The following is a 13779-nucleotide window of genomic DNA, read 5'->3' on the forward strand; positions in this document are numbered from 1 at the left end:
TCGACATTGCCCAGGCATTGGACGATACGGCGCGCGAAACTGTGATTTTTTGTGGAATGAGGACCCTGTTTGAGCCAGGCCGAAATCGCCGGCCAAGGAAGCGGGGCCGCGCAAAGGCTCTTCAGCTCTCGGGCAGCGTCGCACCGGATAGTTGTGCATAGAGCCGGGCCAAGGATGCGTCGTCATCTTTTCCCATGCCCACCCCAGCGGCGGCGAGATACATTTGCAACGCCGCTGCGGCGAGGGGGGCGGGATATCGTTCGGACCGTGCCATGTCCTGAATGATGCCGAGATCCTTGACGAAGATCTCGATGGCGCTGAGGGGCCGGTAGTCGCCCGCCAGCACGTGGGGCATCCGGTTTTCGAACATCCATGAATTGCCCGCCGACGCGGTGATGACCTCATAGACCTTCGCAAGGTCGAGATTCTGCTTAGCGGCAAAAGTCATCGCTTCGCAGGCAGCGGCGATATGCACGCCGGCAAGAAGCTGGTTGATCATCTTGAAGGCAGCGCCTGTGCCGGGTGCATCGCCGAGTTCGTACAGCCTGGCGGCCATGGCGTCGAGGGCAGGCCGGGCCGCGTCGAAAGCGGCCGCGCTGCCGGAAGCAAGCACCGTCAACTCGCCCTGGGCCGCCCGCGCCGCGCCGCCGCTGATGGGGGCGTCGAGATAGTGGCGTCCGGTCGCCTCCAGTCGGGCTCCCAACTGGCGCGCGATTTCCGGGGACATGGTGGCGCAGGAGACGAACACCGTGCCCGGGGGCATCGCGGATGCGGCCCCGTTCTCGCCGAACAGCACCGATTCGGTCTGGGCGGCATTGACCACCACGGAAATCACGACATCGGCGCCGCTCGCTGCTTCGGCGGGGCTGCCCGCCGAACGCCCGCCGGCTGCGATCAGTTTGCCAACCAGTTCGGATGAGACGTCACAACCCACGACTTCGAAACCGGCGCGCATCAGTGCAGTTGCCATGCCGCCTCCCATCGACCCGAGGCCTATCACCCCCACCACGCCCTTACGATCGCTCGGGGACTGGTCGCCTGCGGTCATCATGCGCTCCATCGTTCATTTCCTGTCATGGTTGGTCCACCCCGCATCCATCCGCAGGAAGCTTCCTGCGCCGGTTTCGGCGAAGGACTTTCAAGGCGCTGTCCTATTCCTTGGGCATAGCTTGTTTGCGCCGCGCTGCCAAGCCAACCCTTCGCAAAGTTCTATGATTACGCATTCACAAACGCTGATTTTAATAACAGAGATGGCGGTGTAGAAATTGCCGTAGACGGAATATGGAGAAAAATTACATTTAAAAACAATATGATGTGAGATTATCTATTTTCGGTTACGTCTAAGTCGGCTCTGTTGACGTATCCAGGAAACTGTGATTACGTATTCGTGAAAACATCAAAAGGCGTCATCGGGGAGGCCTGGGAGAAGGCCCGGCGTATGCCGTCTTCTTGCTGGCGAGGCCACGTTAGGAGGCGTGGACGAGCATGAATGTTACCAGCGTCGATATAGCCAGGGTGGCGAAGGTTTCGCAGGCGACCGTCTCGCGTGTTCTCAACGGCAATCCCAATGTCAGCGAGGAGAAGCGGGTGGCGGTTCTGGCGGCGATGGAAGCGACCGGCTATCGGCCCAACGCTCTGGCGCAGGGGCTGCGTATGCGCAAGACCTCCACGATCGGCGTGGTCGTCGCAGGCATCACCAATCCGTTCTATCCTGAGGCGCTGGAAGCGGTTGGCAAGCAGTTGGAGCGTGTCGACCAGCGCATGGTGCTGTGGGATTCGGATCGCGGCGGCGAAGATGCCGCGCTGGACGCCGTGCGGCAGGGGTTGGTCGATGGGGTGATCTTCACCTCCGTCTCGGAAGGGTCGGGCACACTCGATGAAGCTCTGAGGCTCGGCGCGCCGGTTGTGCTCCTCAACCGCGGCAGCGCCGAGGCGTCCTGCGACCAGGTCACCAGCAACAATTTCGAGGGAGCGGCGGAAGCGGCGCGCTACCTGTATCAGATTGGCCATCGCCGGATGGGGCTTCTGGGTGGTCCGCTGGTTGCTCGCACTGCGCGCGACCGCATGGACGGTTTCCTCCATGGTTTGCGCGAACTGGGCCAGCCGGTGCCGGACGAACTGGTACGAGACGCGCTGTTCACTCATGAGGGTGGGCGTATGTGTATCCGCGAACTGCTCGACCTGCCCGATCCGCCGACCGCCGTTTTCTGCGTCAACGATTTCTCCGCTTTCGGAGCGATTGACGGCGCGCGCGAGGCAGGCCTCGACGTGCCCTCACAGCTTTCTGTCGTCGGTTACGATAATGTCGCGATGGCTGCTTGGCGCAGCTATCAACTCACCACCGTCAGCCAGCAGCTCGATGCGATGGCCGGCCGAGCGGTGGAGCTTTTGCTGCGTCGTATGGGCCGTCAGGAAGCTCCCATCAGACACGATCGTTTTGCCGGCGCGCTGGTGATTCGCAACACAACGGCTGCTCCCGCCCGCCAGATATGATCGGCAAAACCCAGATGGAACATTCAACCCGACGCACTGTGTGAGACAATATGCAAGCTAAGCTAGAGGCCCGCAATATATCCCACAGCTATACTTCGAACAGAAATGTTGCGGAGGTGCTGCGCGATCTCAATTTTCACGCTGATGAAAACGAATTCATATCCTTTGTAGGCCCCAGCGGCTGCGGAAAGTCGACCCTATTCAATATCATTGCCGGTCTGCTGACGCCGACGGCCGGTGAGGTTCGTATCCAGGGCGAGACAAGCACCGGCAAACCGCATCCTTCGCTTGGCTATGTGCTGCAAAAGGATCTTTTGCTGCCCTGGCGCACCATCATGGACAATGTCATCCTCGGTCTCGAGGTGCGCGGTGTCGACCGCAAGACCGCAGTGGAGCGTGCACGGCCCCTTTTTGAGGATTACAACCTCAAGGGGCGCGAAAACGATTATCCTTCCGCTCTTTCGGGAGGTATGCGCCAGCGCGCCGCCCTGATGCGCACCTTGGTCATGGATCCCGAAATCCTGCTGATGGACGAGGCCTACAAGGCGCTCGACTATCCGTTGAAGATCGCGCTGGAAAGCGAACTTCTGGAAACCGTGCGGCGTCTGCGCAAGACCGTGATCTTCGTGACGCATGACATCGAGGAGGCCGTCACGCTCTCCGACCGTGTCTATGTGATGAAGGCCCGTCCAGGCCAGATCATCAAGGAGATCAAGGTCGATCTCGGCGTCGAGAGCACGGATGTCCAGGATCGCCGCATGGCCCCCGCCTTCAACCATTATTACCAGCTCATCTGGAAGAGCATCGCCCAGCAATCGCTGCCGGCGAAGAACCGAAAGGTTGCATAGATGTCCGCGCAATCGCAAACGTCACAAGGCGATGTAGAGGCTCGGCGCACGTCGTCTTCTCTGGCCGGCATGAGCCCGGCGCGTGAAACGCTGCTAGTCTGGGGTCTTCAGGCTGTCATTCTCGCGGCCTGCCTCATATTGTGGGAGGTCGCAGCGCGGCAGGGCTGGATCAGCACTTTCCTGTTCGCTAGCCCATCCAGAATCTTCGACGTGCTTACTCGCCAGTTCGCGAGCGGCCAGCTTTTCAATGATGTGAAAGTGACCACGATGGAAACCGTTCTCGGCTTCATTGTGGGCGGTGTCGGCGGCTCCATCATCGGGCTGGCGCTGTGGTATTCGCCGCTGGTAGCGCGGTTGACGCGGCCCTTCATCGCGGCGGTCGGGTCGATTCCGGTGCTTGCAGTCGCACCGCTCATCATTATCTGGTTCGGCACGGATATAACCTCGAAGGTCGTCATCGTCGCCTTTTCCTGCGTCGTCGTCTCACTGATGAGTTCCTATAGCGGCGCCCAGCAGGTCGATCAGGACGAAATCAACCTGATGCGCTCCTTCGGCGCGACGCGCAATCAGATATTCCTCAAAGTGGTCGTGCCCTCGTCGATGACGTGGGTGATTTCGGGCCTGAAGCTGAACATCGGCTTCGCACTTATCGGAGCCATCGTCGGCGAGTACATCTCGTCCGAGAGCGGCGTCGGCCACTCCATTCTTGTCGGTAGCGCCAATTTCGCGATCGACACCGTTCTTGCTGGTCTGCTGGTCGTGATGATCCTGGTCACTTGCTTCAACGCGATAGTCCGGGTCCTCGAACGGTGGATTCTTCCCTGGAAATACGCGTGACAGGGGGCGGGCAAGATCACGCGCGGGACAATGCCTGAAAAATTAAGTCGAACCTGTAGAGTGGAGAATTAAATTGTTTAATTACAAAGCCATCATCACAACGGCCGTCATGCTTGGCGCGACCGTTTCCTTCAGCCATGCGGAAGCGGCAAAGACCGTGCGCATCAATCAGGCGTTCCAGTCGCTGCTTTATCTTCCCCTGTATGTCGCGCGCGACAAGGGCTTCTTCGAGGAAGCCGGAGTGGACGTGAAGATTACGACCGGCGGGGGTGCCGCTCAGTCCTGGTCGGCGGTTCTCGGCGGCTCGGCCGACTTCTCGATCCATGATCCGGTCTTCATCCCGATCTCCAAGGCCAAGGGCGGGCCGGGTGTCGTCGTCGCAGCCATCCAGGATGCTCCGGCGGTGTGGGTTGTGGGCAAGGATTCGACCAACTTGCAGGATAATGTCGCGCTGTTCAAGGACAAGATCGTCACGACTATGCCGGAGCCGGACAGCACCTGGGCCTTCTTCAGCTATCTGATGCAATCGAACAATTTCGACAAGGACTACGCCAAGATCAACCAGGTGGGTGTCGGCAATGAAATGGCGCCGCTTCTGGCCGGCCGTTCCGACTACGCGCTCGGCACCGAGCCCCAGATCAGCCAAGTCGAGACGGAAGGTATGAGCGTCGTCTACTCGTTCTCCGCCGATCCTGACTGGTATCCGTTCGCATTCTCCGCGCTGCTTTCGACCGAGGATTACGTGAAGGACCACGCCGATGAGACGCAGCGCGTGGTCAATGCGCTTCAGCGTGCTTCGGAATACATCTACACCAACACCGATGATGCGGTGAAGGTTGCGCAGGATGCGTTCCCGGATCTCGATAAGGCGGTCGTGGAAAAGGCTGTCCAGCGTGAACTGGTCGCCAAGGCCTATCCGAAGGAAGTGACCGTTTCCGAAAAATCCTGGGAAAATGCGATGCGCATCGCGGATTTTGTCGGCATCATCGACAAAGACGCCGACACCAGCAGCTATGCCGGCAACGTGAACACCGAGTTCGCGAAGAACGCTGTCGGCCAGGCCGACTAAGGCGTATCGCCCGGTAACCCTCGCCGGGCCAGGTAAGACCTTTTCACTCTAATGGCGGAAAGATCGGACCGGGTCCGGCGAACATCTGCAGTCATATCTGAGCGGTTTCGGATTGCACCGCACAAAGGACGACATGAAGCGGTTGTCCATGAGTTACGAACGAGGCCTGCCGTGAGCGAACTTCATTTTCTCGAACTGCTTGAACTGACCCGTCTCATTCATGCTGGCAAGCTGTCGCCGGTGGAGGTTACGGAAGCCCAGTTGCAGCGGATCGAAAATGTCGACGCCGATATTTCAAGCTACGCGGCGGTCAGCACCGACAGTGCTCTGGAAGCCGCGCGACAGGCCGAGGCGGAGATCAGGGCCGGAAGGATAAGAGGCCCGCTTCACGGCGCCCCGGTGGCCGTCAAGGATCTGTGCTGGACCACCGATGCGCCGACGACGGCAGGTACGGTCGTCCGTTCCGGTTTCATGGCCGATGAGGACGCCACGGTGGTCAGGCGGTTGCGCGATGCGGGCGCGATCATTCTCGGCAAACTCAAGCTCACGGAAGGCGCTTACACCGATCATCATGCCGACATCGCCGCTCCGAAGAATCCGTGGGGGCGCTCCCACTGGGTCGGCGCATCCTCATCCGGCTCCGGCGCAGCGCCCGCCGCCGGGCTTTGCTACGCCGCCATCGGCACAGATACGGGCGGCTCGATCCGTTTCCCGAGCGGCGCCAACAGCATCACCGGCCTGAAGGGAACCTGGGGCCGCGTCAGTCGCCATGGAGTGTTCCCGCTGGCCGCGACACTGGATCATGTCGGCCCGATGGCGCGCAGCGCCCGCGATGCGGCGGCTGTCATGGGTGCGATTGCCGGCTCGGATTTGCTGGACCCCACAGCCACGCTTGCCCCCGTCCCGGATTATCTGGCCGAAACCGCCAAGGGGGTTAAGGGGTTGCGGCTGGGCATCGACGCCAAATGGCTCTCCGATGTCGACGGCCCGGCCGGCGCTGTGCTGGACGAGGTCAGGTGCGTCGCCGTGCAGCTTGGTATGGATCTGGTGGAGATCGCGTTTCCTGATTCCCGGCAGATAGTCATGGACTGGTTCCCTCAATGTGGTGTCGAGGTGGCGGTGGCACATGAGGGAACCTATCCCTCACGCCAGGGCGAATACGGTCCCTCGCTCGCCGGACTGATTGAACTCGGCCGCGCCACAAGCGGGTTGGAGTACCAAAAGCTGGTTCTTCGCCGCCTCGATTTCATCGGACGTGTTCGCCGCCTGTTCGAGGATGTTGATCTGATCCTCGCGCCGGTGCAGAGCTTTTCGGCTCCGACTTGCGAATGGATGGCCGGACTTGGCGTCAATGTCGAGACCGTACGCCGATTGCATCAATACACCAGTCCGTTCGATTCCTCCGGGAATCCCACCATCACCTTGCCGGGCGGCTTTACAAGCGGGGGATTGCCGATCGGCTTCCAGTTCATCGCCGGGCATCTGGAGGAGTCGCTGCTGCTGCGGGCCGGCGCCGCGTTTCAGGAAGCGACAGACTGGCATCGGCGGCACCCGCAGATGTAGATTCCGGGGTTTGCTTCCCAAGCCTGACAGCCTCAAAGGAGATAACCATGCTGCTCGGTTGTATCGCCGACGACTTCACTGGCGCGAGCGATCTAGCCAACACTCTCGCCAGGCAGGGAATGTCGACGGTGCAGTTTGTCGGCGTGCCGGATAAGCCCGCGCTGGAATGCGAAGCGGGAGTGGTTGCGCTCAAGACCCGCTCCATCGCCCCCGAGGATGCCGTGGCGCAATCGCTGGCCGCGTTGGAGTGGCTTCTGGAACAAGGTTGCCAGCAGATATTCTTCAAATATTGCTCGACTTTCGATTCCACTCCACAGGGCAATATCGGTCCGGTGGCCGAAGCTCTCCTGGATGGGCTCGGCGCGCACAGCGCTGTGGTCTGTCCGGTGTTTCCGGCGGCCGGCCGCCGGCTCTTCATGGGGCATCTTTTCGTCAATGATCGCCTGCTCAGCGAATCAGGTATGGAGAAGCATCCCCTTAATCCCATGATCGATCCGGACGTTCGCCGGTGGCTGCGCCTGCAAACGAAAGGTGAGGTCGGGTTTGTCGGATACAAGCAAGTCCGCATGGGCCCTGAGGAGATTTCAGCCGCGCTGGAAGCGGAGGCCGGGGCAGGCCGACGGCTTATCGTAATCGACGCGGTAGAGGACGACGATCTGTTCGCCATCGCCGCGGCGCTGGTTGGCCAGAAGCTGGTCACCGGCGGTTCCGGCCTTGCGCTCGGTTTGCCGGAAAATTTTCGCAGGGCCGGGCTGCTGGGAAAACAGAGCGCGCCTTATACGCGTCTGAGCGGCCCCGGCGTTGCTCTGTCTGGATCGTGCTCGACCGCGTCGCAAGCGCAATTGGCTCACTATCTAAAGTCTCATCCGGGACTAGCGCTCGATCCGGCTGAATTGATGGCGGGCCGGCAAACCACGGACATGGCTGTCGCGTGGGTCCGCGAGCATCTGGACAGTCAGCCCATGATCTATTCGACCGCCGATCCAAAGCAGGTCGCGGCCGATCAGATCCGGTTCGGGCGTCAGGAACTAGCCGAAAGGATCGAAGGCTTTTTCAGGATGCTTGCGACGAAACTGGTGGAGGCCGGCGTGGTCCGGATCGCGGTTGGCGGTGGCGAGACTTCGGGTTCTGTGGTCGCCGGTCTTGACGTACACAGTCTGTTAATCGGCCCCGAGATCGATCCCGGCGTCCCGGCGCTTGCGGCGGTTGGAACGCGGCCCGTGCGTCTTGCGCTCAAGAGTGGAAATTTCGGTGCGCCCGATTTTTACGAAAAGGCGCTGAACGCGCTGGGAGATGGCTGAGATGAGCAGCAATGAGGAGCGGATATGCGAAGACATCGTGCGGTGGAGCCGTTCGCTGTTCGAGCGCGGCTTCACCGTGGGATCGTCCGGCAACATCTCGGTAAGGCTGGACGATGGTTTTTTGTCCACGCCGACCAATTCATGTCTCGGCTTTCTGGAGCCGGAGCGTCTGTCGCGCCTGGATGCCGAAGGGCGGCATATAGGCGGTGACGCGCCGACCAAGGAATTGCCGCTGCACATGGCGTTTTATGCAGCGCGCCCGACCGCGCGCGCAGTGGTGCATCTGCATTCGACTTGCGCCACCGCGCTTTCCTGCCTTGCAGACGTCGATCCCGACGATGCGATCGCGCCGGTTACGCCCTATGTGGTCATGCGTGTCGGACGCGTGCCGGTCCTGAATTACACCAGACCGGGCTCCGCCGACATCGTGCCCCTGATCCGCGAACGGGCCAGTCGCTGTTCAGCTGTCCTGCTCGGAAACCATGGGCCGGTGGTGGCCGGCACATCGTTGGAAGGCGCGGTGTTCGCAGCGGAAGAGCTGGAGGAAACCGCGAAGCTGATCCTGCTTACGCGCGGCATGGCCGTCCGCACGCTCGATGCGGTGGCGGTGGCCGATCTAGAAAATTCGTTCCGTCTCAGGTGATCATGCCCCGTTTTTCAGCAAATCTCGGCTTTCTGTGGCCGGAACTCGATCTCATCGGGCGCATTGAAGGCGCGGCTGCGGCCGGGTTCGGGGCAGTCGAGCTTCACTGGCCCTATGACGTTCCGGCGGACGATGTGCGCGCCGCCTGCACGCGTCACGATCTTGTCCTGCTGGGCGTCAACACAGACGTTGGAGATGCATCGCGCAGCGAGTTCGGACTGGGCGCGGTTTCAGGCCGCGAAGCCGATTTCCAGGCGCTTGTGGACCAGTCGATCGCCTATTGCCGCGACAGCGGTGCAAGATCGATCCATGCCATGGCTGGCGTCACAGCGCCCGATGAACGGATTGCGGCGAGATCGACGTTTCTGCGCAATCTCGAAGTCGCCTCGAAGAAAGCGGCGCGGCACGATCTGACGCTGTTGCTGGAGCCGATCAATCCGCGCGACAAGCCGGGCTATTTCTATTCGCGCATCGGCGAGGCTGCGGAACTCATCCAGGAGCTTGGCGCCACAAACGTCAAGCTAATGTTTGATGTCTACCATGTCAGCGTGACGGAGGGCGATGTTCTGAAGCGGCTGGAGCGCTTCATGCCGATGATCGGCCATATCCAGATCGCGGCGGTTCCCTCGCGCGCCGAGCCCGATGAAGGCGAGATCGCTTATGGCCGGGTTTTGAAGGCTATCGACGCGCTGGGCTACGAGGGCTGGATCGGTTGCGAGTACAAGCCCCGCGCCGATACCGGAGCAGGGCTTGGGTGGATCGATGCGCTTGGACTTGGCGCCAGCTTCCGCCGTTGATTCCTGGTTTTCTGCGTTTTTGCCGCGCTGCAGAATGCTCTAACCAAGCGGCCTGCCGCCATCGACGGGAATGATCGCACCCGTCATGAAGGACAGGCTGGTCGCCGCAGCGATCACGGCGCTTCCGATCTCTTCCGGCCGCGCGAGACGGTTAAGTGGCGTACGTCCGGCCTGATCGTTGCGCCAGTCTTCGTCGAGCTGCTTGACGAATTCCGTGTCGACTAGCCCCGGCGCGACCGAAACCACGCGCACGTCAGGCGCCAGCGCCCGCGCCAGCGACCGGGTGAGATTGTCCACCGCCGCCTTGGAGGCGCAATAGGCGATGTTGCTGCCCATGGCCGTCGTTGCCGCAATGGACGATATGTTGACGATTAGCGGCGAGGGTGCGGCTCGCAACAAGGGCAGCATGGCGCGGGTGGATGCGATCACCCCACGCACATTGACCGCGAAAATTTCGTCGATCAGCGCATCGTCGAGCATGTCGAGATCGTGATGGGGTACGAAGCGGGTGATGCCCGCGCAATTGACGAGCAAGTCGAGACGGCCATACGTCTCTTTAACCCTCGCGGCGGCAATGGCCAGCATCGCCGAATCCGTGACCGGTGCGTGAACGGCGATATGACCGTCGCCGGAAAGTTCTGGCAGCAGGGTTTGCGCCTTGGCCGGTGTCGTATAGCCGAGCGCTATCTGCATTCCCGCATTCGCGAGAGCATGGCATATGGCTTGGCCGAGGCCGCCGGTAGCGCCGGTGACGAAAGCGCATTGTCCTTCAAGCATCGCCCTTGTCTCCGCTTTGCTTGCGGAAGGCCGCTATCCGCGTGAGGTAGGCGTCCCGCCACTCGCGCCGCGCGGACAGGTCGGTCTCTGCCAGAACCTGCCGCCGTTCGTCTTCGACGCGCGCGATCAACTCGTCGGACCACGGGCGCGGTTCCTTCCGCGACCGGGCGATTCCGTGGTAGAGCGTTCCCAGGCGCTTCGCATAGTCGGCGACGCCGCCCGGCGCGTTGAGGTCGATAGTCTCGAACGGGCCCATGAAAGACCAGCGAAGCCCGAGTCCGTGAGCGACGGTCTTGTCGATGTCAGCGGCGCTGGCGTAGCCTTCTTCGAACAGCGCCCACGCCTCGTTGAGCAGCGCGCCCTGAAGCCGGTTGAGAATGAAGCCCTCGATCTCCCGGCGCACAATGACGGGAACTTGGCCGACCCTCTCCATCAGAACGCGGACACGTTCTGCCGCCGCCTTGTCGGTCCACGGCGTAGGTACGATCTCGACCACCGGCACCAGATGCGGTGGATTTACCGGATGCGCCACCATGAAGCGCTCCCGGTTGACGCAGTCTTGCGTAAAGGCGGATGCGGGAATGCCGGAACTGGAGCTGCCGACGATGGTGCGGGGAGCCATCGCAGCGTCGATGAGTTGCGAGACCTCGCTTTTGACATCGACGCGCTCGAATACCGATTCCTGCACATAATCGGCATCGACAAGCGCCTCCTCTATCGTTCCGGCGATGCGGATGCGGGCAAGTATTTGCGCCGCATCATCGATCAGGCCGACGCCTTGAAGGTCGGCGAGCGCATCCTTGATGAAGGGCAGCGCCCCTTCGCGCACAGTGGAAAGCGTATCGTAGACGGCGACCTCCAGTCCTGCTCTCGCAAACACGATGGCCCAGCCGGAGCCGACGAGGCCAGCGCCCACGATAGCGATCTTGTTGATGGGTTCAGTCAATGTGACACCTCAAGAGATTGTAGCCGGAAGAAATTGCAAAGAGATGGGAACAATGATCTAGCGCCGGCGTGTAGTGGTGCGCTCGACGATCGCGTGCGGCGCAAGCCGGATCACGATGGGTTTTTCGCGCGGATCGGCGGCCAGTGTCGCGGCAAGCTCGACGGTCGCCGACACCATCTCGTCCACTGGCTGCCCCACCGTAGTGAGGCCGTGCGAGGGCCAGCCGGCCATGGCGATGTCGTCGAAGCCCACCACCGAGATGTCCCCGGGAACATCGAGTCCGAGCCTGTTGCGAACGCCGTCGATGAAGCCCAACGCGACAATGTCGTTGGCGCAGAAGACCCCGTCCGGCCGCGCTTCCAGTTCGCCAAACGCGCCGGCCGCTTCATAGCCCGCCTCGTAGCTGAAGCTTCCGGCTTCTATCACCAGGGGCCGGGCGAGATCTCGCTCCACGACGCGATTCAGAAAGCCGTCGCGCCGCTCCATATTGGTCGAGGCGTCGGCATAGGCCGAAATATAGGCGAGGCGCTTGTGGTTGCGCTCGATCAGAAAATCCGCCGCCTTGACGCCGCCCTTGGCATTGTCGCAGCTTACGCCGAAACTGTCGGGGTCGCTGGACAGGCGGTTGAAGAAGATGCACGGGCTACCCGCCTTCCGGCACTCTTGCATTGCTTCCGATGATAGGGTAGCGGCAAGTATGATGACCAGATCGGGCTGATAGGAGAGCAGCAGCTTGACCGCATCGTCGATCTCACCCGCTTGCGGAGCGGAAATCAGCATGACGTTCATGCCTATCTCGTGAAGCCCGGCGGCAAGCCGCGACATTACTTCCGGATAGAACGGATTGGTGATATCGGATACGACCATTCCGGCGATCTGGGTGCGGTTCGTCTTCAGGCTCTGGGCCATCGGATTGGGCCGATAACCGAGTTCCCGTGCACGTTTGAGCACCAGTTCGCGGGTTGCCGGAGCGACGACGGCCTCGGCGTAGAAAGCGCGTGAGACGGTCGAGACCGACATTCCCAGATCGCGCGCCAGGTCCTTGACTGTGACCCGCGACCTGCCCTTACGCGGACCCGGACCCGCCGAGACGCCCAGTTCGTTCACTTCCTCCATTCACACCGGCCCGGATTTCCCGTACCGTCTGACGCGGATATTGGCCTGCTCCGAATGGCCGATGAAGCCTTCGAGCCTGCAGAGACGGGAGCAATAATCGCCGACAAGTGCGCTGGCTTCGTCCGTCTCGATCCGCTGATATGTGCACGTCTTGAGGAACTTACCAACCCACAGCCCGCCTGTATAGCGCGCCGCCTGTTTGGTCGGAAGCGTGTGATTGGTGCCGATCACCTTGTCGCCATAGGCGACATTGGTGCGTGGCCCAAGGAACAAGGCGCCATAATTGGTCATGTTTTCAAGGAAGAAATTTGGGTCCGCCGTCATGACCTGCACATGCTCGAAAGCCAGCCGGTCGGCGACCGAAACCATTTCCTGCTGCGTTTCGCATGCGATCACCTGCCCGTAATTTTCCCAAGCGGCGCGGGCGATGTCGGCGGTCGGCAAAACGGAGAGCTGGCGCTCGACCTCCGCCATGGTCTCACGGGCGAGAGCGCGGGAAGTCGTGAGCAGTATGGCTGGGCTGGTTGGTCCATGCTCGGCTTGGCCAAGCAGGTCGGTCGCACAAATTTCCGCATCGACCGTTTCGTCGGCGATGACCAGCGTTTCCGTCGGACCGGCGAAGAGATCGATGCCCACACGCCCATAAAGCTGGCGCTTGGCCTCCGCCACATAGGCGTTTCCGGGGCCGACAATCATGTCGACCGGAGCGAGCGTCTCGGTGCCGAGCGCCATAGCTCCGATTGCCTGCACGCCGCCGAGCACATAAATCTCGTCCACACCGGCCAGATGCATCGCGGCGATGATTGCCGGGTGCGGCTCACCGCCGAAGGGTGGCGCACAGGCGATCACGCGTTTCACGCCAGCTACCTTGGCGGTCACGATGCTCATATGGGCGGAGGCCACCATCGGATATTTGCCGCCGGGAATGTAGCAACCGACGGCGTTCACCGGAATGTTGCGATGGCCGAGAAATACGCCGGGAAGCGTTTCGACCTCGAGGTCCCTGATGCTGTCGCGCTGCCTGCGGGCGAAATTGCGGACTTGTTCCTGTGCGAAGCGGATGTCGTCGAGATCGCCCTTTGCAACCTTGGACATGGCCCGCTCAATGTCAGCGTCGTCGAGGCAGAAACTTTCAGGGCTGTATTTGTCAAAGCCGGCGGACAGTTCCCGGACCGCGGTGTCGCCGCGGGCGCCGACGTCGGCGAGAATGCCCTCAACTACGGACTTGACGGCGTTATCGTCGGCCAAAACCTCATTCTGATCCTTGCCAGTCTTCAGATATTCCATTTGAGGCAGCCCCTGTGATCCATCCCGGCTTTCTGCTGGGAAGAATTTTGGTAGAAATGGGAACGTTCTCTGAGAACGTTCCCATTTCTAGCTCCGACGAGA

General features: G+C 61.3%; 13 protein-coding genes. 8 read left to right on the forward strand and 5 right to left on the reverse strand.

Annotation, left to right across the window (positions count from 1 at the left end; translation table 11 throughout):
- Positions 1-121: 121 nt before the first annotated feature.
- Entirely contained in the window at positions 122-1060 is a 939-nt protein-coding gene (ltnD, locus tag ACVCNR_RS23750) for an L-threonate dehydrogenase (RefSeq protein ID WP_447076765.1), read from the reverse strand.
- A gap of 425 nt (positions 1061-1485) precedes the next feature.
- Between ltnD and ACVCNR_RS23755 the strand changes: the two genes are divergently transcribed.
- The 8 genes from ACVCNR_RS23755 (at position 1486) to ACVCNR_RS23790 (ending at position 9551) form a co-directional block, all read left to right on the forward strand.
- On the forward strand, positions 1486-2493 hold the full coding sequence (locus ACVCNR_RS23755) for a LacI family DNA-binding transcriptional regulator (RefSeq protein ID WP_447076766.1): 1008 nt from the start codon (positions 1486-1488) through the stop codon (positions 2491-2493).
- Positions 2494-2543: 50 nt separating this feature from the next.
- Positions 2544-3341, forward strand: coding sequence for an ABC transporter ATP-binding protein (locus ACVCNR_RS23760; protein WP_447076767.1), 798 nt, complete (start codon positions 2544-2546; stop codon positions 3339-3341).
- Entirely contained in the window at positions 3342-4178 is an 837-nt protein-coding gene (locus ACVCNR_RS23765; protein WP_354152654.1) for an ABC transporter permease, read from the forward strand.
- A gap of 73 nt (positions 4179-4251) precedes the next feature.
- Positions 4252-5247 (forward strand): ABC transporter substrate-binding protein, encoded by a 996-nt coding sequence (locus ACVCNR_RS23770; protein WP_447076768.1) that lies wholly within the window; start codon positions 4252-4254, stop codon positions 5245-5247.
- A 51-nt stretch (positions 5248-5298) separates the two neighbouring features.
- Positions 5299-6810: an amidase gene (locus ACVCNR_RS23775; protein WP_447076769.1), complete on the forward strand. Its 1512-nt coding sequence runs from the start codon at positions 5299-5301 to the stop codon at positions 6808-6810.
- 47 nt (positions 6811-6857) lie between these two features.
- Positions 6858-8111, forward strand: a complete 1254-nt coding sequence (gene otnK, locus ACVCNR_RS23780; RefSeq protein WP_447076770.1) for a 3-oxo-tetronate kinase — start codon at positions 6858-6860, stop codon at positions 8109-8111.
- Position 8112: 1 nt separating this feature from the next.
- Positions 8113-8754 (forward strand): 3-oxo-tetronate 4-phosphate decarboxylase, encoded by a 642-nt coding sequence (gene otnC / locus ACVCNR_RS23785; protein WP_354152658.1) that lies wholly within the window; start codon positions 8113-8115, stop codon positions 8752-8754.
- A gap of 2 nt (positions 8755-8756) precedes the next feature.
- Positions 8757-9551, forward strand: a complete 795-nt coding sequence (locus ACVCNR_RS23790; RefSeq protein WP_447076771.1) for a hydroxypyruvate isomerase family protein — start codon at positions 8757-8759, stop codon at positions 9549-9551.
- A gap of 39 nt (positions 9552-9590) precedes the next feature.
- On the opposite strand, the gene ACVCNR_RS23795 is transcribed toward ACVCNR_RS23790, so the two are convergent.
- The 4 genes from ACVCNR_RS23795 to hisD are packed head-to-tail and all read right to left on the reverse strand — an operon-like array spanning position 9591 to position 13677.
- Entirely contained in the window at positions 9591-10328 is a 738-nt protein-coding gene (locus ACVCNR_RS23795) for an SDR family NAD(P)-dependent oxidoreductase (protein ID WP_447076772.1), read from the reverse strand.
- Entirely contained in the window at positions 10321-11274 is a 954-nt protein-coding gene (locus ACVCNR_RS23800; protein ID WP_447076773.1) for a 3-hydroxyacyl-CoA dehydrogenase, read from the reverse strand. Before ACVCNR_RS23800 ends, ACVCNR_RS23795 begins: the two co-directional genes overlap by 8 nt.
- A gap of 57 nt (positions 11275-11331) precedes the next feature.
- Positions 11332-12390, reverse strand: a complete 1059-nt coding sequence (locus ACVCNR_RS23805; protein WP_447076774.1) for a LacI family DNA-binding transcriptional regulator — start codon at positions 12388-12390, stop codon at positions 11332-11334.
- Positions 12391-13677, reverse strand: coding sequence for a histidinol dehydrogenase (hisD, locus tag ACVCNR_RS23810; RefSeq protein ID WP_447076775.1), 1287 nt, complete (start codon positions 13675-13677; stop codon positions 12391-12393).
- Between the last annotated feature and the right edge of the window lie 102 nt (positions 13678-13779).

It is taken from the genome of Aquamicrobium terrae, from assembly GCF_052978165.1.

What these genes read in the sequence shown, in the direction of transcription:
- ltnD (WP_447076765.1), bottom strand. Translation starts at nt 1,060, where the DNA reads ATGGAGCGCATGATGACCGCAGGCGACCAGTCCCCGAGCGATCGTAAG.
- ACVCNR_RS23755 (WP_447076766.1), top strand. Translation starts at nt 1,486, where the DNA reads ATGAATGTTACCAGCGTCGATATAGCCAGGGTGGCGAAGGTTTCGCAG.
- ACVCNR_RS23760 (WP_447076767.1), top strand. Translation starts at nt 2,544, where the DNA reads ATGCAAGCTAAGCTAGAGGCCCGCAATATATCCCACAGCTATACTTCG.
- ACVCNR_RS23765 (WP_354152654.1), top strand. Translation starts at nt 3,342, where the DNA reads ATGTCCGCGCAATCGCAAACGTCACAAGGCGATGTAGAGGCTCGGCGC.
- ACVCNR_RS23775 (WP_447076769.1), top strand. Translation starts at nt 5,299, where the DNA reads ATGGCGGAAAGATCGGACCGGGTCCGGCGAACATCTGCAGTCATATCT.
- otnK (WP_447076770.1), top strand. Translation starts at nt 6,858, where the DNA reads ATGCTGCTCGGTTGTATCGCCGACGACTTCACTGGCGCGAGCGATCTA.
- otnC (WP_354152658.1), top strand. Translation starts at nt 8,113, where the DNA reads ATGAGCAGCAATGAGGAGCGGATATGCGAAGACATCGTGCGGTGGAGC.
- ACVCNR_RS23790 (WP_447076771.1), top strand. Translation starts at nt 8,757, where the DNA reads ATGCCCCGTTTTTCAGCAAATCTCGGCTTTCTGTGGCCGGAACTCGAT.
- ACVCNR_RS23795 (WP_447076772.1), bottom strand. Translation starts at nt 10,328, where the DNA reads ATGCTTGAAGGACAATGCGCTTTCGTCACCGGCGCTACCGGCGGCCTC.
- ACVCNR_RS23805 (WP_447076774.1), bottom strand. Translation starts at nt 12,390, where the DNA reads ATGGAGGAAGTGAACGAACTGGGCGTCTCGGCGGGTCCGGGTCCGCGT.
- hisD (WP_447076775.1), bottom strand. Translation starts at nt 13,677, where the DNA reads ATGGAATATCTGAAGACTGGCAAGGATCAGAATGAGGTTTTGGCCGAC.